We start from the raw sequence: 24669 nt of genomic DNA, 5'->3' as shown, positions 1-24669 counted from the left end.
TTTAAATAAGCGGAGGTTTGTATTGTGATAAGCAATTAAGAAAAACCGGTCAAGAAGCGCTTTGGTTCTTTTTTGCTTTGACAAAGGAGCTAACCCGAAAATCCTTTAAAGAGTAGGGGCATTTATTTATCCAAAAACCCTTTTAGTCATGGCAATTAACAGTGAATTTCTCTCCACTTCACAGGAGATCATCAACATCCAGGTAGTTATCGATACTGATGCTATCACTACCGATTATCCAAATCCAAGCCAGGATCCCGCCACTCCTACAGGCTTGCCACATAAATACATGTATATGGTTGCCACCCGCGGCAGTACCATTACAGGTTCGGGTGGCGCTGATTTGAATATCAGGGCTGACGTAGGCGACTCAATACGCTGGTATGCGGTATCAGAGTACGGTAACTTTGATTCGGCCGTAGTTATTTACAAGTTAGCATGGTATGCACAAGATGTTGTATTTGATGGGGAAACTTTCAATGTATACAACCGTATTGGTATTTTACCAACCAATGGTACCGCGCTTCCTGTTGGTTTTTCAGATCAAAATTTTTGGTTTAATCACGCCAATGTTATTAGAACAGGGACCGAACAATACAACGTTCAGTTTGCCCTTTATGTTCGCAAAAGAGGGGTTGCCAACCCGGTATTATTTGGGTACTATTACTGGGATCCAACAGTAACCGTACAAAGCTAACCCTGCATAAACCTGAATTTAAAAAAAACAGGCATAGACCCGGCTTATCATGAACTGATACCAGGGTTTGTGCCTGTTTTGCGTTTTATAAAATTGATTTGCATGGCAAATTAATGACAGGCGATGTAAATCATAATAAATGCTGTTATATTAGTTAAGCCAAAAAGTAAATAAAATGGAAGATACAGTACAGGTAATAGCGCTTAATGATCCTATTAAGCTTGTCGGAAAAGTATTCACAGGGAGCTATGCGGGTGCTTCATCATATGTTACAGCTGTGCAAAATGAACTGACCGCAGCTCAAATCCCTTTTATTCCATATAAAATTTGCGGCATTTATTATGATGATCCTGAGGTTACCCCAGCTGCCGAACAAAGGAGTTTTCAGGGCGTAGTTACAGAGGGTAATGCCGATCTGTCGGCCACTTCACTTACGGCTATTGATATGGCCGGGCTGTTTCTGTATACGAAAATTACCGGCGACCCGATGCAAGCCATTATGAAAGGTTATGGAGATTTGTTTGCTTATATCCAGGCCCATCAAGCCAAATTGAAGTCAAACGCCGGCTATCAGATACTAACCTTTAGCGAAGGGTTGGTAACAACGGAGATATACATGGAAATTTCGGAAGATTAATAAAAATTACGCGCCCGATTTTTTCCTGATCCTTAATAAACCATTAGCCGTTGTGGCATAAATAACACCTTTTGAATCCTGCACTATCTGGTAAATATTATAACCAGGCAGGGGAGAGTTGTTGTTATGGTAATTTTCCCAGCCATTGTTCAGGTCAAACCTAACTATGCCCGATTCATCTGTGCCCAGCCACAAAACGTGCTCAAACTTATCATACAGCATGGTATTAACATGATTAGCAGGCATGCCCGAGTTTTTATCGTTATAATGCAGCCAATTACCGTTTGCTCTTAATACCGCCATCCCTTCTTTGTCACTTTCGCCCGGTTGTTTGTTGCAATCAACCAATGAAAAATATACATTTCCTTTATCATCCTCTACCGCTCCGGAAATACTGGCATTTTTTAAAGGGGTGTTATTGAGACTGTTAAATGAGGTGATGACACTTTTGTCAATCATAATGGTGCCCTTTGCAGTACCTATCCAAAGTCGTTTCTGAATATCTACATATGCGAAAAGTACGTAGCTTGAAGGCATCTCGGGCATCGATTTTTTGTTCAGTACAACTACTTTGTCTTTTCTTTTTACAACAAGGCCGTTTGGCGTGGTAAATAATAATTCGCCATTGCGGCTGTTCAGGATCTGGTTAACCCCGCCTGCCAAAAATTGTTTGAAATCAAACAGCTGCCAGCCGCCGCTACCATACATGAATATTTTATTGTCCGAATAAACCCATTTATTATTGTCCCTGTCGATAGTTACTTCTTTTATGTTGGCATCTGACGGGAATGGCGAGTTATATTCATTAACCGGGATAAATGTTGTTCCTTCAAAGCGGGTCATACCTTTTTCGGTAGCATACCACAGCAGGTCCGATTGATCCATAGCAGCTGATTTACTGATGTTATCAACCAGTGGCGAGTTGTATTTTGTCCATACGGTAAAATCGTAGTTTTTTAACGACGGATTAGCGTAGGTTACATTTTTATTGTAGATGGTTGGGTCGCCGGGAGGTTTCATCTCCTCAAGGTCCATCCTTTGCACCTGGCCGTATACCGCGCCGCTGATAAAGCGAAAGACCACATTTACCGATGAGGCTACCGGTTTGCCATCTATTTTGGCCGGTTTCCAGATACAGCCATTCAGGTAAGTGATCAACTCGTTGGTGAGGGCGCTTTTTGTAGCATCGTTATGACTAAGCACACAGCTATAGCCACGCTCGTCAACCAAAACCTGGAATGTTATTGAGCCAACGGCTTCTTTTAACAGGTAGCGGTTATTGATCCTGGCCGAGACAAAATCAATGGCAAGCTGATCACAGCTGGCCTTGGGATCGCCGCAGTCCATGCAATAATTTGCAGTATTGCACATCTCTACCTTTTGCAAAAAAAGATTTTGCGCCGATAGGACGGAAGGTAAAATAAAGATAAACAGGCAGATCAATAATTGTCTGCGGATTTTAGTTGGGGATAACAATGCCAGCATTACGCTTATAAATAAAAGAAAGCAAACGCGAAACTCCAAGCGAATGATAGTTAAATAATGTTAAACAAAGATAAGCATCATAAATGAGGATAATATGAAGCAGTTTACATTTGGCTTGTTTGTTACAAAAAATATATTAAACCGTTTAAAAGTACGTTCAGCTTTCTTTTTGCCCGCTTCGGGTACAAATTGATACGGTGCTTATGCCGATTAGTTATCTTTGAACAATATGCCTTCGCCATTACCAATTAAAAGCCTCATCCGGCTTAACTGGCTTCTCGTATTCGCTTTTACTGCGATTATATCGTTGTATTTTATCTTTTTAATGGATGAAGTACCTGTATATAAGGTGTTTTATATGGTTATGACCGCGCTGGGGATTGGCCTGGTGGCATTTGTAAATGTGAGGATCCTGATTTTATTGGCACGTAAGTACAGTGCTAAAGGAAAAGTGTTCAGGCGGTACCGTTATTTCTTTACTTATATTGCAAGCGCTGCCATATACCTGATGCTGGCGCCGGTGTTTGATTCTTTTGAACACAAAAGCGCTTTATACCCTTTTCCTGTTTTCCTGCTGATATTTATTTTTTCCAGTGGCCTGGTTAATACGGTGATTATCCTGTTGCAGGATTTTGTAATTCTGCAGGCTGATAAATCATACGCTGATCTGGAGCTTTCCCAAATTAAAACCGCACATGCCGAAGCTACAAACCTGCTTTTAAAACAGCAGATCCATCCTCATTTTTTGTTTAATGCACTTAATACACTCAAAGCACTATACCGGAAAGATCCGGGCGCTGGAGATAATTACATTGTTCACCTTGCTAATTTTCTCAGGGCTTCTGTTTATCATCACGCTGCAAAAACTTCAAGCCTTGCCGATGAACTGGCACTGTTACTTGATTACCTTGAGATGCAAAAGATAAGGTTCGGTTCGGCGTTAAACTGTATTATTGATTTACCGGCCGAAATTTTGAATGACCATTATCTGCCGTCCTTTTCGCTGCAGCCGCTTCTCGAAAACGCCCTTAAGCATAATGAGCTAACCCAGGAGTCGCCGCTTGTTGTAAATATTTTTTGCTCGGATGGCAGGATAGTAGTATCTAACACCCTAAAAAAGAAAAACCTTAATGCTACTTCAACGTATCATGGGCTGGCCAATCTTGCCGAGCGGTACAACCTGCTATCGGGCGATGAAGTTATCATTAATGAAAATAAAACCGAATTTTCCGTTAGTATCAGATTATTGACCAATGAATATAGCGATCATAGAGGATGAACCGGTAGTAGCCGATGACCTGGAGCTGAGCATAACCCAGCTGATCAGTGAGCCTGTTTCTATTGTACAGCTTCATTCTGTAAAGGAAGCTATTACCTATTTCACCGGGACTAATAAAACTGATCTTATATTCAGTGATATTCAGCTGGGCGATGGTTTAAGTTTCGGGATCTTCGCGGCAGTTACTATTGATGTCCCGGTTATTTTTTGTACAGCTTATGATGAGTATGCGCTTGACGCATTTAAAGCAAACGGAATAGATTACATTTTAAAGCCATTTACAACGCATACCTTACAACAGGCGCTGGAACGATATAGTCAGTTAAAAAAAGTATTTCAGGCCAATCAGCCACCACAATATGAGATCCTTATGGAATTGCTGGCAAAAAAAGAAACGCTCAAACCTTCTTCGGTTTTGGTTTACCACCAGGATAAGATCATCCCGATAAAATTGGAAGATATTGCGCTGATTTACCTTGCAAATGAGGTTACTCATTTATTAACCTTTTCAGGCAGGACCTTTTATCCCAATAAAAACCTGGATGAACTGGAAAAGACAGGCGGCAACTACTTTTTCAGGGCCAATCGCCAATTTTTGGTTAGCAGAAAAGCTATCATTGATGTCTCCAGTTTTTTCTCCCGCAAACTGTCGCTCAACCTCAATATAACTTTTAGTGAAAAGATAGTAGTGAGCAAAGGCAAGGCCTCCCAGTTCCTTGCCTGGCTGGCAAAAGCCTGATAAATGAAAGCAAAATGCATAAAGCTAAAAGCCAATGATTTGATTTTTAATTAGAATTAGCTGGATGTGATTTGTTGATGAATGTTATGCGTTATCTCTCAATGACAGCGTTTTTCATGTTGACGGGTAATCTATTTTAATACTTTTTTTCCGCTTCCGGCGCCACTTTGCCCGCTTCGGTTACCTTTTCCTTTCCCGGGCCGCATCATAGGCCCACCTTTGCGCTAAATAAAAATAAATGCGCTTTCGGGCCGCAACAATTATCTCAAATATTGAAATTAAAATTTATGAAAAAGTTACTCATCATGTTTACTTGTTTAATCCTGGTATCAACTAAAGGCTTCAGCCAGGGCATCCTCTCGCGCCTTGAATTTGGACTTAAGGCAGGTGCAAACTATAGCAATTTTACGAACGCCAATTTTCCTACCGATCCGTTGGTTGGCTTTCATGCAGGCGCTACCGTTGCGTTTAAGGTAACCGATAATTTCCTGATACAGGAGGAATTTTTATTCTCGTCACAAGGGGCAAAAATTAAGGGCGGCTCACTTGGCGACCAAAACCTTAAGTTATCCTACATCTCGGTGCCTTTTCTGTTAAAATACCGTACCAACTCCGGGTTTTATATTGAAGCCGGTCCGCAGGTAGGTATGAAGGCCAAAGAAGATGTTTCGGGGCTAAGCGCAGGTGATTTTGCTAAAAAACTGGACCTGGCAGCTGCAGGCGGTATCGGCTTTCAGTCAAAACTGGGACTTGGTATCGGCGTAAGATATGTTTACGGGATCTCGAAAGTGGGCAACTTCAATATCTCCAATATCAACAATGATTTTAAAAACAATAACGTACAAGCCAGTTTATTCTATGTGTTTTAGACAAAACTGAAATATAGTAAAGAGTAAAGATTTAAGCCTAAAATGCCCGGTACGCAAATGCCGGGTGTTTTAGGTTATCTTGCAATTATTTAATTGCAAAATGAAGCCAGTAAACCTAAAAAACTAAACTATTTATTTAATCCTTTTGGGAGAGAGGGATTTACTCTCAAAATAGAATCAGCTTTATTTTTATTTTCTATTATTGTTTTCTCATTAATGTCTTTTTGATTCGTGCGAATCGAAAAGACAAAGAAAGTCACTATCCATAATGCAATAATTACGATTGCGTAAAATATACTCTTGGAAAATCTATCCGCAAAGTCAAATTCATGACATAAGGTAAAAATTACAAAAAGAAAAGCTATAATAATTTCGAGTTCTCCACTGATCGTGAATAGATTGATAAATGCAATAATGAATAATGGTTGAACTCCCCAGATAACAAGTTCTTCAAAAAAGTTTATTTTCCTAAAATCATAAGAGTCATTTAATTTGGCTTCTATATCACCAACTTCTTCTGGATTATTCATGGCCAAATCTTTTAGTCGGGTACGCTCAAAAGACCTTTTCAACGCCTGCTTTACCCAAACTATTGTAACCGCAAATAATAGAGACATTAATCCGCCTAAGTATAGCTGAAGCACTAAATCATTAAAAACCTTCATATTTAGAATCTATTATTTATCCAATAGCGGATACGAAAATCTCTGTCTTCTAAAATACTTTTCCATAATTCATAGGTAATTGAGCCATTGAGGTCAAATTCATTTCCCTTAAATAAGTCTCTCGTGACTCCTGGTTTTATAAATGGAATAAAAAAGCTTTCATATTGCCCTTTATCATAATTAAAAGTAATTGAATTTAGAAGATTAAGCGCTTTAAGTCTTAAAATATGAGGGCGATTTTTTGTAGTCAAATACTTTTCGCTAATAAAATATATATCTTTTTGAGGTTCAGGTCTTCCTGTATAATCAATAATGAATTCATTGTAGATACTTTTCTTTAAACCTTCAAGATTTGTGCTGGTTAGGTAGTTCTCGATCCAACTATAAATTGAAAAGAGAGATTTTAACAAACCTAATTCCAAAGAGTTTTTGATCAGAAAATTTTCAGAGAATCCTTGATCTTTACTTAAAAACTGAAATTCTAATGCCAACCGTTCCATGGAAAGACCGCGGACTTTTTGACTGAAATTGAAAAAATCATTAATGTTATTCCAGTCATATTTTTGAGATAGTCCATAATATAATCTAATGGGACTTTTATTATTGCTCGAAGTTGAAAAATTGCCTTCTAAAATAATTTTTAAATTTTGCAACTTCTGTGAGAGTTGGTATGATTCTATATTTCCTTCTACAATTATTTCCATAACCTATTTTCAAAGATAAGTTTATTTTTTTTAGCTAATTCTTCTAATCGTTCTATAACAAAACAATCAATAATATTAAATTAACTCCGACAGAAGATCACGAAAGTATTTCAGTGAGTTTTAACTTGTTGTTCTTACTGCTATGGTTATAAAGTTTGGCCTATGCTTCTTAAGTTTCAATGAAAAAATACAAAGTTTCATCATCCTTTTAAAATCTTTTACCTTTGCATCATGAGCTACGAAGAATTGAGTGAATACTTTAGTAATGTTACTTTACCCGAAGAATTAAGGTTGGACCGTGCTTCAACTCAGCTCTATGTTGCCGATTTTGTTAAGCAACTATTGAAAAACATGAAAAACTATCCCGAAAACTGGAGGCACCAATACCAGTTAATGAGGATCAAGCACGCTCTCGAAAACCCGTATAACGGCCCCGCCATCCCACGATTTTAGATTAAGGCCTTAAGCAAACAAGTCATTTTCGCCTAAATAGCTTCTGATCAGTTTCAGGATGGGTTCGCCCAGGTCTGTTGCTTTGGCATCTCCAAAACTTTTTAACTGCGAAAGCTGGTTTAACGACCGCGGTAGTTTTGAAGTGATATCCCGCAGCATGTTTTCTGATACCAGCGTATGTTCAGGGATCTTGCGTTCAAGACTGGTTACTTTACGCCAGTTAAGCAATTGTTTATATAGCTCGGGATTAACAATTTCCTTTTCCTTTGGCAGGGTCTTAGGGTTCCAGTTTTTATATACCGGTTTGTAACTGATCCCGGCTTCCTGTACCGATGATAAAACATCCCTACCCGATGTGGCAATTGGCAGGCGTACAAATGCTGCTGTTTTTGCCTTTAGGTTTACCAGTAAGTGATTTAAGCTGTCGTAAAATTCTGCCGGAGGATTGGTATTGTTTTTTGCGGTGTAGAACGCGTTGATTGCTTCCGAGAAGGCATTTAACTTAGGTAGAAAATAGTTGGCGGCATTTTTTAGCCTGCCGATGAAAGGGGCATTGTCCCAGATAAGCTGATCATCGGGCAGGGCAGCCATTTCCTTCCGGATAAAGCGGTCACCGATACTTTTAATTTCCGTGTCCCAGCTTTGATCTGTTTTATTGATCTGCTCGGATAAGAGGCTGTTTTTAACTTCACCGGCCAGCATAATGGTTTTAAGCTGTTTCCAGGCACCGGTAAGCATCGAAAAATCAAAAACGTCCTTCATTTCTTCCAGTGCTATTTGCCTGATGGTGCTGTCCAGCAGTTGTTCATCGGGCATAGAGATTGCAGCATTTTGCATAAAGTTGATGATCTCAGGATCGGTGCGGATATTTTCGGGCCGTACCGGCGATTTCAGGATCATGCCTTCAAGCGAGCGGCAGCGGCTTAGTGCAACATAAGCCTGCCCGAAGGCGAAGGCAGCATCAACATCAATAACTGCTTTTTCAAAAGTAAGCCCCTGACTTTTATGTATGGTGATGGCCCAGGCCAGCCTCAATGGGTATTGGCTAAACGAACCGTTGTTTTGTTCATTTACCTTTTGCTCATCTTCGGCAAGAGCGTATTTTACATTTTGCCAACTCTCGGGAATCACTTCAAACTCAGTGCCATCATCAAGGAAACTCAAACGGATATTGCCCGGCCCCATGGCCGTGATGCGACCTGTACGGCCGTTATAATATTGCTTTTTACCCGAGCTGTCATTTTTAATGAACATTACCTGTGCACCAACTTTCAACACCAGTTCTTCTTCGGCCGGGTAGGCTTCTTTAGGGAAATCGCCGCTTATAGTAGCTTTAAAGGTATGCGCTTCGCCATCCAGCTCCGTTAAACGTTGCTGGTTAATTTCGTTAACCAGTTGGTTATGGGTTGATAGGGTTACGTAATCCTTAAGCCAGTTGGCATTGAGGTTAGGGTTATAATGTGCGTTTAACTTTTCCAGCATTTCGCCATTGGCATAGCCGTTCCGGATACTATTCAGGATCTCCACAAATACCGGGTCTTTTTGGCGGTAAACCTGGGTAAGTTCAAACGTTAATACCGGGAATTTTTGAAAGGCGAGGCTATCGAAGAAATAGGGGCCTTTGTAAAAGTTCCTGAGCACGGGCCAATCCTTTTCATAAACCGGAGGTAACTGGAACAGGTCGCCTATCATCAATAGCTGAACACCGCCGAAAGGCCGTGCCGATCCTTTAGCCTGGCGCAATACGGTATCGATATAGTCGAGCGTATCTGCCCGCACCATACTGATCTCATCGATGATGAGCAGATCGAGGCATTTTAATATGTTTGATTTTTCGAGGCTTACCTGCCTGAGCAGGGTGCTGTGATTGTTATGATCGGTTACCGGTGCCTGCGGACCAAAAGGCACCTGGAAAAAGGAATGGATTGTTACACCACCGGCGTTAATGGCGGCTACTGCCGTTGGTGCCACAACAGCCAGGTTTTTAGAAACATTTGCCCTGATCCAGCGGAGAAAAGTAGTTTTACCGGTACCTGCCTTGCCGGTTAAAAATATAGGCCGGTTTGTATTTTCAATAAATTTAAGGACGAGTTCATGAAAAGGCTCCAGCACCATACACTTGTTATTATATCTCCGCTTCCCAATTAGGAAATTACTTCAAATTTAATAATTAGGTATGAGAGTAGGGGATTGGGTTATCAACAGTGTTCGCTTTGTGCTTTAAAAAATGAATATAAGAAAAGACGTCATTGTTGTAAGGTACGAAGCAATCCCCAATTAGCAGAGCAGCTATGCAAGTGTCTCTGTAAAGTTTGGGATTGCTTCGTACCTCGCAATGACGCCGTTTTTGTTTTTAATGAATTTTCAGAGATATTTTATTCCTTTACAGTAATCGTTTTGGTAAAATAAATATTATCCGAGGCGCTACCTACCTGGATTTCAAATTCGCCGGGCTCAACTACATACTGCATTTTATCATTATATAAACCCAGTTCTGAAACAGGTACTTCAAGCGTTACAGTTGCACGTTTACCTGCTTTGATCAATACCTTACTGAAAGCTTTAAGCTGTTTTACAGGCGTTGCAACCGAACTGAATTTGTCGTGAATATAAAGCTGCACTACTTCCTTGCCATCCCTGGCACCGGTGTTTTCTACATCAACAGATACCTTGATGGTTCCCCCTGCTGGAGTAAAAACAGAATCGGCCAAGGTACAATTGAGGTATTTAAAATTGGTGTAACTCAAGCCATAACCAAAATTCCAAACCGGCTCCGGCTTATCAAAAATGTAATGCATTTTAGGGTCTTCGGGCGTACCCGGCTGATCAAATGGTTCTTCCCTGTCGGTTACAAAGTGGTTGTAAAAACATGGGGTGTTGCCCGTACTGCGAGGGAAAGATACGTTTAACCTGCCCGATGGGTTTACCGCCCCGGTAAGAATGTCGGCCAGGGTACGTCCCTGCTTTTCGCCACCGTACCATTGTACAAGCACCGCATCGGCATTGTCCTTAACCCATGGCAAGGCCAGCGGCTTGCCGGCAATAAATACTACTATCATAGGCTTACCGGTAGCTTTTATAGCTTTCAGTAAATCCAGCTGCACGCCCGGAAGATCAAGCGATGAAAGATCAAAGCCCTCACCCGAGGTTGAGTATTTAGGGCTGCGGCCAAGGAAAGTGCTGCGTGTGCCAATGGCAACTATAGCGATATCGCTGGCTTGCACAGCTTTAACGGCATCCTGGATGTGGGTTTTATCCTGGCTCCACCAGTCGCATCCCTCGGCATTGTTTATGGTAACTTTGTTGCCGATAACTTCTTTAAGTCCCTGCAGTAAAGTTACCCCTTCCTTAGGGTCACGCTGTGTCCAGGAGTAATCGCCAAAAATGGTTTGATTGCTGTTAGGGCCAACAACCGCAATCGATTTGTATTTAGATAAATTTAAGGGCAAAATATTGTTGCTGTTTTTAACAAGCACTGCGCTTTCATCAGCAACCTCTTTTGATACTGCTATGTTTGCAGCGCTGTGTACTACCTTATCAACCTTTGCCGGATTGCCGTAAGGGGCATCAAACAAACCTAAGGTGAATTTAACGGTTAAAACCCGGCGAACTGCCAGATCAATATATTTCTGATCGAGTTTACCGCTTTCAACCATTTTTTGCAGGGTTTGATAAGCGCCGTCAATATCAAGGTCGATACCGGCTATGAGGGCCATTTTTGCGGCATCTTCCTGGGTTGCAACGGCATGGTGGAAAGTCTGCAGGCGGTCTACCGATCCCCAGTCTGAGTATACGTAGCCTTTAAAGCCGAGTTCATCGCGCAGTATATCTGTCATGTAATAATGGGAACCGCTAAGCGCAATACCATCGTATGAGCTATAGCATGACATCACCGCCAGCGGGTTTGTTTCGGCGATAACCCTTTTAAAGGGGTACATGTACAGGCTGCGCAGTTCGCGCTCGCCGCCGCTTACATTGGCGCAATTTAAACCACCCGAAGGGGAGCCGTGGGCCATGAAATGTTTAGGGGTACAGGTGATATTATATTTTTGGTAGCCGTTTACAAAGGCAATCCCCATTTGGGCTATCAGGTAAGGGTCTTCGCCGTAAGTTTCTTCAACACGCCCCCATCTTAGTTCGCGGGCAATATCCAATACCGGCGAAAGGATCTGGTGGATGCCGATCACATCGGCCTCGGCGCCTGCAGCTTCCGTCATTTTGCGGATCAGGGCAGGGTTAAAAGTACTGCCTTGGGCAAGTTCCTGCGGGAATAGGGTACAACCGTTTTGCAGGATGCCCTCAATCCCTTCGGCCGCGGTAAGTATCGGGATGCCCAGCCTGGTTTTAGTTAGCATGTAGGTTTGCAGCTTTTGGTACATATCGGCGCAGTCGGCTGCTTTCATGTTCATTTCATGGGTACAGCCATAGCTTTCGCCTTTAAAAATGCCTTCAATTTCATCGGCCCGGCCCGATGCCCTGTTCTGTAACTGCTGGATTTTTTCTTTCAGCGTCATGCGTTGCAGCAGGTCTTCAACCCGGGCATTTACTGTAGCTTTTTTGTTTTTGTATAATGGGGTATCGGTTGTTGTGCGTAAAGTGCCAAAGCTTTTGATGCCAACCAGGAGCAGTAGGGAAATTAAAAGTGATGTTCTTTTCATTGAATGTTAATTAGGAAATAGGCGTATGTCGGTTTTGGATTTTTGAATGATAATATAGGGACTAATGCTTGCAATCGATTGCGAACGTAATTGCGAAGATAAAACGTTTAACCAATTGAACAAAATGACTTAGTGTTAATTTATGATTACAGAAGTAGGGGTAGTACTTATCATTATTTCATGAGTATAAGCAACGCAAAATAATTCATTAACCTGGTTTTAAAAATGGACAAACCTTAATAAAATGATGGATTAAAATATCGGCTTAAGCCCGTTAAAGATCGCGGAATAAGAAAGTGCGGTATGGTTTTTTGCAGATATCTTTTGCTGAACGAGCATACAAAAATGGACTGCGAGGTGATGGGACAAGTTTTTTCAGCGCCTTTTTTCAAGCCTGTTTTAAGTAAAACCAAAGATTTGCGCCCTTGTTAGCTGTAATTAGGAATGTAAATATCTGATTAAAAGTATGTTAAATTTAATATTCAAAATTTCAAAAAATATTTTGTCCGCACCTGTATGAAGTTATATATTTGCGGCCACCAACGCGAAAGTAGCTCAGTTGGTAGAGCACGACCTTGCCAAGGTCGGGGTCGCGAGTTCGAATCTCGTCTTTCGCTCAAAAGCCTTTCCCTGTTCAGGGAAAGGCTTTTTCTTTTATAAATCCTGGGGTTCCTACTATCCATTCAGGCTGGTTGGCGAATAGCTGAAATGCTTTTTAAATGCATAAGTAAAATGGGAAAGGTTTTCAAAACCTACTTCGGCATATACTTCCGATGGTCGCCTGTTTTGTTCCCTGATTTGGTAATGCGCCAGTTCAAGGCGTTTTTGAGTGAGCCATTTTTGCGGGGTAGTATCAAAGCTTTTCTTAAAATCCCTCTTAAATGTAGTAAGGCTTCGCCCGGTTAGGTAGCCAAATTTTTCCATCGGCATATTAAACATGAAATTCCGCTCCATGAAATTGGTAAGGTCAATTTTACCAGGTTCCTGGAAATTGGCCAGGATCCCGTCAATATCACTGTCAATCGTCCGGAGAATGTTAATCGCTTCTTCAATTTTAAGTGAAGCCAGGTTTTCGGGCAGTCCATCTTTCAGTTCAAAGTATGGGATCAACGAGGCCAGGCAGCTTTCCAGCAAGGGGTGCTTGCCAAAATTGCGGATCCCAGGCGAATGCGATATCCTTGCTTTTGGTGTGTTTTTAGCATAAAACTCCTTTAGCATTGGCATTGTGAGGTGCATGGCTACCGTTTTATGAGGCAACCCATCCTTTGGATAGTTGATAACGGTAGTCAGCTGATTCCGGGGGATCAGGAAAATATCACCGGCACCAAAAATATACATGGAATCGGCCTGTACTATTTTGGTCTCGCCCGAAATAAACCAGATGAGCATGTGATGTTCAAACAGCACCTCCGTACGGAATGGCTTATCTTCAAAGTACGACAGTTTAATATCGGGGCTTAAATAATGTGTTTGAAATTCCATATTTAACTATACCAATTTACAGGAGACGCAATTATGCGTCTCTATATATAAATGTAAAATATTCATTGCCGTTGGTTTTAACCAACGGTAAAAAAAGATGAAAAGTCTTGGCTTTAGCCCAATTAGGCAAGCGGATTTGGGCTGAAGCCCTCTTATCGCAACTCATTATTCCGTTGGTTAAAACCAACGGCAATGAAGTTTTATCTACCTGTAAACTATATTCATCATTTTTAAACAGCTTCTTAATTTGCCGCAAATTTTACACCTGTCATTTCTTCGCTCAATGTCCACAGTTTCTTGGCGTTTTCCGCGTCAAGTGAATAAGGCTTTACACCATAGAGTGTAAGTGGTTCATCGTATTTATGCTCAATATCCCCGAGGTCCAGGATGGCAACTTCGGCATTTTCGCAATATACGCCGCCAATGTTGTTAAGTTGCGGACTGGTAGCGCACCATACCGAAGTTGCAGCGCCTTGTGGCACAGTTTTAAGCCTGGCCGCCACTTCCGGAAAAATGTTTCCATCAGCATCAAACATGCCCATTTGCTGAAACAATTCTACCGGTGCACCCCGGCCAAGATCGGTACCATTTACAGATCCCGGATGTAGTGAAAAGGAACGAACTCCGAAATCTTTACCGCGGTGGTCTAATTCAACCGAAAAAAGATTATTGGCTGTTTTTGACTGGCCATAGGCTGATAGGGTTTCATAATCGCGATGGAGGAAATTGGGATCGTCAAAATCAAAAGGCGAGATCTGGTGACCATAAGAAGAAACGTTGATCACCCTTGCGCCATGAGCCTTTTTGAGGGCAGGCCAAAGGCGTGCTGTAAGCTGGAAATGCCCGAGATGATTGGTTGCCAGTTGCGATTCATAACCCCGTGCATCGCGCTGAAGCGGTACCCACATAATACCTGCATTATTGATCAGCAGGTGCAGCGGTCCCGCAGTTTTCAGGAAGTCGACCGCAAAGGCATCTATAGAAGCGGGATCCATCAAATCCATCACTTTAATAACCACATTTGGAATTCCCTCAAGGTTATTTGTGGCTTTATTAAAATCGCGCGCAGGTACAATAACCCGGGCTCCTGCGGATGCCAGTGTTTTTACTGTTTCCAAACCGATGCCCGCATAACCACCGGTTACTATGACTGTTTTGCCGGTAAGGTCAATTCCTTTAATAACATCGGCAGTGGTTGATTTGGCTGTAAAACCTGAATTGAGCGGCTTTTGCAGCGCGCCGTTATAATTATCTGTTGCTTGTTCCATTTTTTTAATGTTTTGATGGAACAAAAGTAGGGGCGATACGCTTTGCCGGTTTTGTTTTAAAGGCCGATGTTTTTTGTTTTAAAGACCATTTTAATAAAGGTCGATATGTAACAATCTTAATACAGGAAGGATCGATGATATGGGGCGGGGAGGCAGGCTATGTACAGGGTTAATTCTTCCCCGGTTCGGGAAAGATTATGTACGGCGGTTTACCTGTTAGCAGGTATGAAAATTGATTTGCAGGGCATGAATTCCTGTGATGTTTTCAGGAAAAAGTTTTGCGGTAACTGTACCAGCGGATAACTTTCAGTAGTTCATCCTCTGAAATGCTATTGTTGCCGGTTGGCTGAAAAGCCAGTTCTTTATCCAGTATTGTAGCGAGCATTGGTTGTGCTAAGTCCGGACTGGTTTGTGTTTCCGGTTCAAATACGCAAACGTAACTCCCTGAACCGGGAATTAAGATAACGTCGACCCCATCTATGGAGTTCAGTAAATAATTTTGATCCATGCTATACCGGTTGCAAAAAGCATACCTGTTAATCGTATAGATACACCGGTAATCGGTCAGGTGATAACATAATGGTTAAAACCATCCATATTCTTCCCACTGCCTCACATTTATTTTGGAAGCACCACATTGAAGCAATACCTTTTTTATGGTATGGCCTTCTAATTCCCAATCCATTGGGAATGCGATGAAATCTTCAGTAACTGGTAATGCTCCCTTTAAACGGGACGCTGTTAATAATTTTGCCGTTTCTATAAGCATTTTCCGACCAGTATTCCAGTTATTTTTGGTTTCTATACGGTTGTAAAACTCAACGTATAATTTATCCAGGTTGTCGGGTATGTTTGTTGTGTAAATAAATTCACCGTTTATAAATATATTTTGGCCGCCGGCAGCAATCACTTCATTTTTTTTCCTCGCTGTGAGAACTACAAGATGCGGAACGTAATTATCACACTGCCTGTAAGATAATTCAACACTAAAAAGGGGACTGTCGAAACTCTGCTCTTTTAATGTGCTGATCAAAACGTCGCAAAATAATTCTGAAAGTTCTTTAATTATCACTTGAAGGCTCTGGGCTGATGGGGCTACGTACGAAAATGAACAGCGGCCATCCTCATAAATGGTTTTTATGTTAGCCAGTTTTTTGACCTCGTAATTGTATTGGTTTTCATAAAAATATTGGCCTATCCCGGGCATGATATTTAAACCATATGCTCTGCTGATAAATTCATTAGCGTATTCATACTGTTCAATTGTACATACTGCCGTATATCCACCATTAAAGGCCACAGATACTTTTTCTTTAAGTGTTGTACCGCTTTCAAAATAAAGACCGCTCCTGCCGTTGGAGAAAACAGATTGTAACATAGTTTTTTTGCCATTTTCAAAAAAAAACCGCTGGAAGGATGAAGGGACGTTTTTGGGGAGATAAAACTCAATATATTCAATGAGATGTGCTGTTTTTTTAAAGAAACCTATGTGGCTTAACTCATGCTTGTTGTAGATTTCGGCAGTGGTTAAAAAGCCATCCCTGTTAAACCCGTATTTTCCATAGCTGGAATCGTCTGCATGTGGTTCATCAAATAAGCTGCTTCCCGGCGGTATTTTTCCGTTTTTATAACCACTTAGGTTGTAGCTAAATGCCTGTGCATATTTGGTAGTAACTGTTTGTGCTGCGTATGTTTCAAATCCGGTTTGTTCATCAAAAGCGGCAACCCATCTTTCAATAAGTTCTTCTTTCGCAATTAATAAGTTTTCTCTCATTCGGTTTAGGGATAGGCTTAGATTTCTAAGGTAGAAAATAAATTGAATTTACCATGCCGTATTAACGGGGCCGGCCAAAAAAGAGGAGATATCCGTCGGCATCTTCCAGCTCAAAGCCGCGCAGGCCATCATGTGTATCCTGCAGAGGGGAAGTGAAAGCAGTACCTCTCGATATAAATTCAGCGGCTAACTTATCCGGATCAGGAGTGCCGACATAGGCATCCCAACGGGCATCCGGAGCACGTTTACGGTTGGGAACAGGGTCTGCGTTTACAGCCTTGAGGAAGATCATCGCCCCATCGCGCTGTACAATGGCGAAAAATGGATCATGGGCAGGCTCTTTAAAAACTGTTTCAAAACCAAGTTTTTCACCATAAAAGGCAAGCGCTACGGTAACATTCCGAACGATGAAGAATGGTGCAATGCAGGCTATTGATGGCTGATTCATACGTTAAATATTGGGGTTGCTTATATAAAGGTATGAAGCAGATGGGTGATTGGCAACAGGGTGGATTTAGGTTTTATGAAGGCTGGTCTATTAAAAATAGCTCATAGTCGGTTCTCTTCCTGTCATGGTCGATTTATCTGCTAAAGCTTAGCAGGTTAAGTATATTTGTTTATAGGGAATTCATTTCTTATGATCGAAATTAATTATAAACCTGTTTGTTTCTCCAATCTACAAACCGTATGGACAAAGTCGTAAACAACCCCATTTTTAAAGCTATAAAGTTCGGTACTATCAAATTGCTTGCTGTAAGTTTTTTATGGATACTGATAGCTTTTACCGCAACCCAATGCCGGGCACAGGCTACACCACCACGTTCCTTGCTTGCACTTTCAAAAAGCGATCATATCCTCGCGATTATTAACCCGGTTACACTGAAGGTTATTGCACGTATTCCGGTAGGTTCCGATCCGCATGAGGTTATTGCATCGGCTGATGGAAAGGTTGCTTATGTTTCGATCTGCGGTGGTGGGAGCCTGCACGAGCTTAGTGTGGTTGACCTGGTGGCACAAAAGCCTTTACCTGCTATTGATACCAGGCCATTGATGGGGCCGCACGGGTTAACATTTGTTGGCGGTAAGGTGTGGTTCTCGGCAGAGGGCGCTAAAGCCGTTGGCCGCTATGACCCGGCAACAGGAAAATTTGACTGGGCCATGGGAACAGGTCAGGACAGAACGCATATGATCTATGTAACCGATGATGGAAAAAAGGTTTACACCACAAACGTTTCATCAGCAACGGTAAGTATTTTGGTAGATAGCCTGGTCAAACCCGCAGGCCCTCCGGGAGGGTTTGTACCCCCTGCACGCCAGGACTGGGTGCAGACCGTTATCCCGGTAGCAAAGGGCTCGGAAGGTTTTGATGTATCGCCCGATGGCCGTGAATTGTGGGCTGCCGGTGCTGACGAAGGAACGATCTCCATTATTGATATTGCCGCAAAAAAGGTAACCGCTACAATTGATGCGAAGGCTGTGGGTGCCAACCGCCTTAAGTTTACGCCGGATGGTAAGCGGGTGCTGATCACCAGCCTGAGAACCGGCGATCTGTTCATTTATGATGCCGTATCACACCAGCAATTGAAACGTTTGAATACGGGACATGGCGCTGCTGGCATCCTGATAGACGATGATGGGGCGCGTGCTTTTATCGGCTGCACCGGCGATAATTATGTGGCAGTAATAGACCTCAAGAAGTTAGAAGTGACCGGGCATATTGATATACGCGGGGCCGATGGTTTGGCCTGGGCGGTGAGGCGATGATATTGGCTATAGTTGAGATCTAAATAATAAATATAAAGCCTTTCCTGATTTTTCGGAGAGGTTTGTATACCAAGCAGGATTATTGCCCAGCATTTTTATAGAAGATTTAAAGAAATTGTATTATTGCTTACCGAGAGGTAGTTTTCTATATTATAAACCGTATTTTGTAGAATAAAAGCTGAAATCAAATGATCGTTTGCTACGAACTCTCCGGATGGGATAACAACAGCCATATGACGGGAAGTTGTGAAAAAATATTTCCAGAGTTGATCGATATTCCCAAATGTGAAGTTTGCGGTTACAGGACAGATTACAGATATCATAATCCTAACTTTAAATTGCGTAGAAAGGCATTTGATTACTCATCAACTTATGATAATATTACGATTGTAAGTAACGCTTTTAAAAAGTTCTGCGAAGAAAACCAATATGACAACCTCGAATTTATTCCATTGGCTAAGGCACCAGGTTTTTTTCAGTTTTATATAAAAGGGAATATTATTGAATATACTGCCCATAGGCAAGAAAACTTATGCTCGGCTTGTGGTTTATATGAAAGTGTAATAGGGCCGGGGATTGATTTGGAAAAGATCAGTGAACCACTTAAAGATGGCTTCTATCAGTCTGATCTCTGGTTTGCAAGTGGTAATGAAAAAAGTCCCGTAGAAATAATAGCCCCAGAGACTTTTATGAAATTAAAGGAAAAAAAGTTCAAAGGAACTGGTGGCGCTCGAAGCATTGAGAAGTAAATAAAAGTTTCCCATAACCAAAAAACCGTAAGTCAAACATACATTTAACTTACGGTCAATTCATTTGGTACTCCGATATGGAAGTCAAACCATAAAAAGCGAGGATTTATCAAAACTGATAGCTAATCCCTCCCTGGAATATAAATGAATTTTGGTTATAAGATACATTCGCTACCCGGTCATTAAGTTTACCAAATCCTTCAAATGGCACTTTCTGATCCATGTTAAATGTTTCCAGTCTTTGCATAAATGTATGGCCGGCTACTAAAGTGAATTTCCACCTTCTGCTAAGGGTGAGGTCGTAAAGCAAACCGGCGCTGTTTTGGCGCAAATGAATGTATTGAGGTTGATTGGTTGTGTTAAGCCGGTACATACTGCCATCCAATCCGACAGTGAGACCCAGCGATTGTGAATTGGATAGCCTGCGTTTTAAAGAGGCCCTGGAAGGCAAAACAGCGGTAAGGCTCCAGTTGTCATTGATGGTCCAGTCAAAATCAGGCAGTGGTAAAAGGAACTTGCCCGAATAGTTACGGGTATATATCAGCGTAACACCCCATTTAAAAGATTTGCTTCCCCGGAACCCCAGGCGCACACCAAGTGTATACAGGATGTCGTTGGCTTCAATGCCGCGTTTAAAATCTGAACCTGCAGTGGCTAAACCTATAAAGGAAATTGTTTTGGTTCGGGAAAGCGAGTAATTCAGTAATAACGGAATAGTAACGGAATGAAAGGCATTTTCGCCGATTTTTTCCTCATTTGACAGGAACAGGCCCCGGTAGCGGATCCCGGTTTTTATCAAAACAGAATTTACAGTCGAGAAATCCTTATAAACAGGAATACCGATATCTGCTATTGGCTGCTGCATGGTTATGGTATTGTTGTTTACTTTAATAGGGGTAACAATATCGGTTACGCTGACGCCGCCCAGAAAGGGTGATGTAGTCAGCAGTTTTTTATGTTTTGCAGTGTCGGGGCTTTGGCAATAGGATAGTACAGGCAATAAAAGTCCTGTCAGCAGAAAAAGGCATTTTTTCATATCTGTTATTTGTTTTAAAATTTTATGGAAGATGCTGTTGATTGATTACATAGGGGTAACTACCGAAATTAGTTTCTTCATCAGGTTGTCGAACTGTTTTCTTTCTTCGTCTGTAAGCTCTGCAGATAATGCTGCATCAAACTTTTCAAGAACAGCATTAGCCTGTATGGAAAGTTTTTGACCATATTCTGTTAGCTCAACACGGGTTTTCCGTTTGTCGTTAATGTCCTGTTCTACCTTTACAATATCGTTCTTGAGCAAAAAGGCGACTGTTCTGTTAACAGAAGCTTTGTCGCGTTGCTGTCTCAAGCAGATCTCCTGCTGAGAAGTAGGCCCGGAGTAATACAGACTAAGTAAAACCTGTAGTTGATCCATCTCCAGTGGAAAGCCCTGGTCGCGAAAAGCTTTGTCACATTCCCGGCGTAACCTGTATGAAACCGCACCAATCCGGGCGATTATAAACGGAGGTATTGGATGTTTATCATTCGGATCCATAAAACAAAGATAAATAAATGGTTGATATATCAACCATTTATTAAAAATATAATTTTATTGCAGGTTGTAAATCAAAGGGGGGTAGGTAGGGGACAGTTAAGCGTTATTTAATATGCATATTGCAGTATACCAGTTATTTTTACTGTAAACCCAATTATGATTAAAAATTACGCCCTTGCAGCCAAGCCGGCTGCCCTTGCTTTGCTGCTATTATTTTTATGTACACAAATTAACCTGTATGGCGCCATAAAGGGTACCCGGATAGTGAACCTGCAGGTGGAGTATACAGATAAGCCCATTGGTATTGATGTTAAACTGCCCCGGTTTAGCTGGCAGATGCTGGCTCCTGAAGGGACAAGAGGGTATAGCCAGGTTGCTTATCAGATCACCGTAAAAGATCCGCAGGGAAAAATAGTATGGAACAGCACCAAAGTAAAAAGCGGAACGGCCCTGGCCGTAGTTTATGCAGGCTCAAAGCTTAAAGCCGCAACCCGCTATAGCTGGACGGTAAATGTTTGGGATCAAACCGGCAGTGTTTCTTCCGCAGGTTCCTGGTTTGAAACCGGACTGATGGATACGGGTATGTCGGCCTGGGACGGTGCGCAATGGATAGGTGGGGGGGATAACGATCTGGTGCTTTATGCACATTACCTGCCCTTGTATAACCTGAAATATAAGGTGGCTATTGCCCCGGGCAGCTCGAGGGCAAGCATGATCTTCGCTGCTAATGACCCCCGCTTGATGGACGTTAACAAGAACGTTTTTCAGTTGGGCAATAAAAAAAATCAATCCTATTTTAAAGTTGAGTTGGATATTTCAGGCCTGGAGCAGGGAGGTAATGCAAGGATCAATGTATACCGGGCAGGCTATTCGGATAAAGACACACTTGGGCGGGTATTTAAAAGCTTTCCTGTAAAAACAGATCTGATCGGCAATGGCAATAAAAATAAACCACACCTCATCCTGATCCATAACGAGTTTGGTACGCTGACATTTACTTTTGATGATGATAAAACATTTCTTGCAGATGAAAAGAATGCCAATCCGGCAAACCATGGGGCAGTAGTTACCCTGAACCCGCTTGGCCCGGGTCATGACGTAATCTCATACGGGATGCTGGGTGAGATAGGTTTTTCTGCCGATGCTGGAGAGAAAGCTGAATTTTCCGACCTCTCTGTTTCCAATATAAGGTCACCGGGTAATACCTTATTTGGCGAAAAGCCTGATGCTAATAATTACAAGGGGATTTTCAGGGAAGCTGCTGCCGCTCCATCATCGGGGTTGGTTATAAAGGATGGAAAATACGAAGTAAGCGGAGGAAATGCAGGAGCTTTTATCCTTGCCGATCCAAGTCATAATGCCATGCCAATGCTGCGATCAGTGTTTAATGCGGATAAAACTGTTTCCCGTGCAAGGCTTTATGTAACCGCAAGGGGGATTTATGAAATTTATCTGAACGGTAAACGGATAGGGAACGATTATTACAATCCCGGCCTTACCCAATATAATAAAACCCACCTGTATCAAACCTATGACGTAACTACCATGATAGGCAAAGGTAAAAACGCCATCGGGACTATGCTTGGCGAAGGCTGGTGGAGTGGTTTGCTGAGCTACGGCTCGGTCTGGAACCATTTTGGCGACAGGCAATCTTTACTGGCTAAACTGGTAATAACTTATGCGGATGGTTCGGAGGAGGTGATCAAAACCAACGATAAAAGCTGGAAATATTATAACCATGGCCCAGTTGTTTACAGCAGCCTGGATATGGGCGAGGTTGATGATGCAACCCACGATGCAGCTGTTAAAAACTGGAATACAGTAGCCTATGATGATAGCAACTGGAAAAAAGCAGAAGAGATATCTTTAAAAGGAACAACATATACAGGGGATGAGGTTGATTACTTCGGAAAAAAGATCCCCCTTGATTTTGATCATACGGAGATGACCGGGCAGATTGGTACTTCGGCAGGGATCTATAAAACCCTCACTGCAAAAGCAGTGAAAGAGGTAAGAAAAGGTGTTTATGTTTATGATATGGGGCAGAATTTTGTAGGCGTACCCAGGATCAGCATCAAAAACGGTATAGCCGGGAAAAAGCTGACCCTGCGTTATGCCGAGATCTTGTATCCCGATCTGAAAGAATCCGGCAAAAATGTAGGTATGATTATGACCGAAAATTACCGCGCAGCTTTAAGCCAGGACATTTATATTATGAATGATGGCGACCAGGTACTTCAACCGCATTTTACTTCGCATGGGTATCAGTATATCGAAATTACAGGTATTAACAGTCCGCTGCCCCTTGGTGATGTGCAGGGATTGGCAATCAGTTCTGTAAAAAAACTTACGGCCGATTATGTAACCTCCAATCCAAAGGTGAACAAGCTATGGTCAAACCTTACCTGGTCAAACATCGATAACTTCCTCACCATACCAACAGATTGCCCTCAAAGGAACGAGCGTATGGGCTGGTCGGGCGATATCAGTATTTTTTCGCGTACTGCCACCTACGTATCCAATGCCGACCAGTTTTTGCGCAGGCATATGCTGGCCATGCGCGATTTGCAAACTGAACATGGCCGGTTTACCGATATTGCACCTGTTGGCGGTGGATTTGGCGGGGTGATTTGGGGAAGTGCAGGGATTACCGTAGCCTGGGAAGCTTATCAGCAATATAATGACGTATCACTGCTTGCCGAGCATTACGGTGCTATGTGTAAGTATATGGATTATATAGAATCGACAATTGATCCTAAAACCGGCTTTAGTACAGACGGTGTACTTGGCGACTGGCTTGGGCCCCAATATATGCAGTTGGGCACTGCCTTCCCGGTTACAGCTTACCATGTTTATGATTTGGGTATTATGGCTAAGGTTGCTGGTATTTTAGGTAAAAAGGATGATGCTGAAAAGTTTAAGCATAAATATGAAGAGCGTAAAGCTTTCTTCAATAAAACATTTGTTAACGCCGATAAAAAGGCAGTAGGCCTTATTGGCGGCGGGATGTTTGGCGAACCGGGTAACAAGGAGTTTAAAGTTTCGGATACGCAAACTGCTTACGCAACAGGCTTGTCACTGGGTATATTCAGCGACGAAAACGTAAGTTATATGGCAAAAAACCTTGAAGCTGCCGTTGGGCGGGAAAATAAAGACGACCAGGGGATTGTGCGCCCTGCTTATTCGCTCATGACCGGGTTTGTTGGTACGGCCGGCATCAGCAAGGCGCTTTCTGATCATGGGCATTCAGACCTTGCCTATAAACTGTTGCAGAACGAGCATTACCCTTCATGGCTGTATGCAATTGACCAGGGTGCTACGACCATTTGGGAAAGGCTGAACGGTTACACTGTGGAAAACGGTTTTGGCGGAAATAACAGCATGAACTCGTTTAACCACTATTCCTTTGGCGCTATTGGCCAATGGATGCTTGCTTATTCTATCGGTATTCAGCGTGATGAACCTGGCTTTAAGAAGTTTATTCTGCAACCCGAGCCCGATCCTACAGGAAAGATGACCTGGGCCAAAGGATCATATGATTCGCCTTACGGTAGAATAAACAGCAGCTGGTCGGTAAACGGCAAAACATTAACCTATAACGCAACCGTGCCGGCAAATACTTCGGCAACGTTATTTCTTCCGGCAAGTTCGGTTAAACAAGTTATGGAAGGCGGTAAGCCTGTTGCCGGGGCAAAGGGGATCAGTTTTATCAGGTTTGAAGGAAGCAAAGCTGTTTATCGTTTGGCGTCCGGGGATTATCAGTTTAAATCGAATCTGTAAAGAATGTTCCCTCAGGGTCTCTCGCAGATTTAAGTTAACCCATAAAATTGCTTTGTCGTTTAATCAGCAAGGCGTTTTGTTTTGCCCCTCTGGGGCAAAGGGTATTTCTATAATTTTTTATGCTACAAACCTTTT

The 24669-nt window shown here is 42.2% G+C and carries 21 protein-coding genes and 1 tRNA gene; 10 read left to right on the top strand and 12 right to left on the bottom strand.

The annotated features are described in order from the left end of the window. Positions 1-148 precede the first annotated feature (148 nt). Together ACFFGT_RS21400 and ACFFGT_RS21395 are read left to right on the top strand one after the other, a co-directional pair. Positions 149-697 carry an inclusion body family protein gene (locus ACFFGT_RS21400; protein ID WP_377024551.1) on the top strand — a complete coding sequence of 183 codons (549 nt, stop codon included), beginning with the start codon at positions 149-151 and terminating at the stop codon, positions 695-697. Between the two features lie 175 nt (positions 698-872). Continuing rightward, positions 873-1334 (top strand): hypothetical protein, encoded by a 462-nt coding sequence (locus ACFFGT_RS21395; protein WP_377024550.1) that lies wholly within the window; start codon positions 873-875, stop codon positions 1332-1334. A 6-nt stretch (positions 1335-1340) separates the two neighbouring features. On the opposite strand, the gene ACFFGT_RS21390 is transcribed toward ACFFGT_RS21395, so the two are convergent. Beyond that, positions 1341-2705, bottom strand: a complete 1365-nt coding sequence (locus ACFFGT_RS21390) for a ligand-binding sensor domain-containing protein (RefSeq protein ID WP_377024549.1) — start codon at positions 2703-2705, stop codon at positions 1341-1343. 439 nt (positions 2706-3144) lie between these two features. On the opposite strand from ACFFGT_RS21390, the gene ACFFGT_RS21385 reads away from it, so the two are divergent. The 3 genes from ACFFGT_RS21385 to ACFFGT_RS21375 all read left to right on the top strand — a co-directional run bounded on the left by ACFFGT_RS21385 (position 3145) and on the right by ACFFGT_RS21375 (position 5706). Then, complete coding sequence (locus tag ACFFGT_RS21385) at positions 3145-4098, top strand: sensor histidine kinase (RefSeq protein WP_377024548.1); 954 nt, start codon at positions 3145-3147, stop codon at positions 4096-4098. Next, entirely contained in the window at positions 4073-4837 is a 765-nt protein-coding gene (locus tag ACFFGT_RS21380; RefSeq protein ID WP_377024547.1) for a LytR/AlgR family response regulator transcription factor, read from the top strand. Before ACFFGT_RS21385 ends, ACFFGT_RS21380 begins: the two co-directional genes overlap by 26 nt. Before the next feature lie 287 nt (positions 4838-5124). Continuing rightward, positions 5125-5706: a porin family protein gene (locus tag ACFFGT_RS21375; RefSeq protein WP_377024546.1), complete on the top strand. Its 582-nt coding sequence runs from the start codon at positions 5125-5127 to the stop codon at positions 5704-5706. 128 nt (positions 5707-5834) lie between these two features. Here ACFFGT_RS21375 and ACFFGT_RS21370 read toward each other — a convergent pair whose 3' ends face one another. Both ACFFGT_RS21370 and ACFFGT_RS21365 read right to left on the bottom strand, forming a co-directional pair. After that, positions 5835-6371: a hypothetical protein gene (locus ACFFGT_RS21370; RefSeq protein WP_377024545.1), complete on the bottom strand. Its 537-nt coding sequence runs from the start codon at positions 6369-6371 to the stop codon at positions 5835-5837. Positions 6372-6373: 2 nt separating this feature from the next. Then, positions 6374-7075: a hypothetical protein gene (locus ACFFGT_RS21365; protein WP_377024544.1), complete on the bottom strand. Its 702-nt coding sequence runs from the start codon at positions 7073-7075 to the stop codon at positions 6374-6376. Between the two features lie 231 nt (positions 7076-7306). On the opposite strand from ACFFGT_RS21365, the gene ACFFGT_RS21360 reads away from it, so the two are divergent. Further along, positions 7307-7528, top strand: a complete 222-nt coding sequence (locus tag ACFFGT_RS21360; RefSeq protein ID WP_377024543.1) for a DUF6965 family protein — start codon at positions 7307-7309, stop codon at positions 7526-7528. Between the two features lie 9 nt (positions 7529-7537). Here ACFFGT_RS21360 and ACFFGT_RS21355 read toward each other — a convergent pair whose 3' ends face one another. Together ACFFGT_RS21355 and ACFFGT_RS21350 are read right to left on the bottom strand one after the other, a co-directional pair. Then, positions 7538-9643 carry an AAA family ATPase gene (locus tag ACFFGT_RS21355; protein WP_377024542.1) on the bottom strand — a complete coding sequence of 702 codons (2106 nt, stop codon included), beginning with the start codon at positions 9641-9643 and terminating at the stop codon, positions 7538-7540. Between the two features lie 260 nt (positions 9644-9903). After that, positions 9904-12186 (bottom strand): glycoside hydrolase family 3 N-terminal domain-containing protein, encoded by a 2283-nt coding sequence (locus tag ACFFGT_RS21350; RefSeq protein ID WP_377024541.1) that lies wholly within the window; start codon positions 12184-12186, stop codon positions 9904-9906. Positions 12187-12730: 544 nt separating this feature from the next. Between ACFFGT_RS21350 and ACFFGT_RS21345 the strand changes: the two genes are divergently transcribed. After that, a tRNA-Gly gene (locus ACFFGT_RS21345) sits at positions 12731-12803 on the top strand. A gap of 58 nt (positions 12804-12861) precedes the next feature. On the opposite strand, the gene ACFFGT_RS21340 is transcribed toward ACFFGT_RS21345, so the two are convergent. From ACFFGT_RS21340 to ACFFGT_RS21320, 5 genes are all read right to left on the bottom strand, one after another. Beyond that, the gene (locus tag ACFFGT_RS21340; RefSeq protein WP_377024540.1) at positions 12862-13668 is read right to left on the bottom strand and encodes a helix-turn-helix domain-containing protein; all 807 of its coding nucleotides are present in this window, start codon (positions 13666-13668) and stop codon (positions 12862-12864) included. Positions 13669-13910: 242 nt separating this feature from the next. Then, positions 13911-14936, bottom strand: a complete 1026-nt coding sequence (locus ACFFGT_RS21335; RefSeq protein ID WP_377024539.1) for an SDR family NAD(P)-dependent oxidoreductase — start codon at positions 14934-14936, stop codon at positions 13911-13913. Positions 14937-15201: 265 nt separating this feature from the next. Further along, complete coding sequence (locus ACFFGT_RS21330) at positions 15202-15444, bottom strand: hypothetical protein (RefSeq protein ID WP_377024538.1); 243 nt, start codon at positions 15442-15444, stop codon at positions 15202-15204. Between the two features lie 75 nt (positions 15445-15519). Continuing rightward, positions 15520-16710, bottom strand: a complete 1191-nt coding sequence (locus ACFFGT_RS21325) for a hypothetical protein (protein ID WP_377024537.1) — start codon at positions 16708-16710, stop codon at positions 15520-15522. A 61-nt stretch (positions 16711-16771) separates the two neighbouring features. Continuing rightward, complete coding sequence (locus tag ACFFGT_RS21320) at positions 16772-17158, bottom strand: VOC family protein (RefSeq protein ID WP_377024536.1); 387 nt, start codon at positions 17156-17158, stop codon at positions 16772-16774. 239 nt (positions 17159-17397) lie between these two features. Here ACFFGT_RS21320 and ACFFGT_RS21315 point away from each other — a divergent pair, with 239 nt between their 5' ends. Further along, entirely contained in the window at positions 17398-18474 is a 1077-nt protein-coding gene (locus ACFFGT_RS21315; RefSeq protein ID WP_377024535.1) for a YncE family protein, read from the top strand. A gap of 188 nt (positions 18475-18662) precedes the next feature. Continuing rightward, positions 18663-19223 (top strand): hypothetical protein, encoded by a 561-nt coding sequence (locus ACFFGT_RS21310; RefSeq protein WP_377024534.1) that lies wholly within the window; start codon positions 18663-18665, stop codon positions 19221-19223. A gap of 109 nt (positions 19224-19332) precedes the next feature. On the opposite strand, the gene ACFFGT_RS21305 is transcribed toward ACFFGT_RS21310, so the two are convergent. Both ACFFGT_RS21305 and ACFFGT_RS21300 read right to left on the bottom strand, forming a co-directional pair. Then, on the bottom strand, positions 19333-20259 hold the full coding sequence (locus ACFFGT_RS21305) for a DUF6268 family outer membrane beta-barrel protein (RefSeq protein ID WP_377024533.1): 927 nt from the start codon (positions 20257-20259) through the stop codon (positions 19333-19335). Positions 20260-20304: 45 nt separating this feature from the next. Then, positions 20305-20754, bottom strand: a complete 450-nt coding sequence (locus ACFFGT_RS21300; protein ID WP_377024532.1) for a MarR family winged helix-turn-helix transcriptional regulator — start codon at positions 20752-20754, stop codon at positions 20305-20307. A 156-nt stretch (positions 20755-20910) separates the two neighbouring features. Here ACFFGT_RS21300 and ACFFGT_RS21295 point away from each other — a divergent pair, with 156 nt between their 5' ends. After that, complete coding sequence (locus ACFFGT_RS21295) at positions 20911-24534, top strand: family 78 glycoside hydrolase catalytic domain (RefSeq protein ID WP_377024531.1); 3624 nt, start codon at positions 20911-20913, stop codon at positions 24532-24534. The last annotated feature ends 135 nt before the right edge of the window (positions 24535-24669 follow it).

This window comes from Mucilaginibacter angelicae (assembly GCF_042434235.1).
GTDB classification, from domain to species: domain Bacteria; phylum Bacteroidota; class Bacteroidia; order Sphingobacteriales; family Sphingobacteriaceae; genus Mucilaginibacter; species Mucilaginibacter angelicae.
This window is presented reverse-complemented; position numbering and strand designations above follow the sequence as displayed.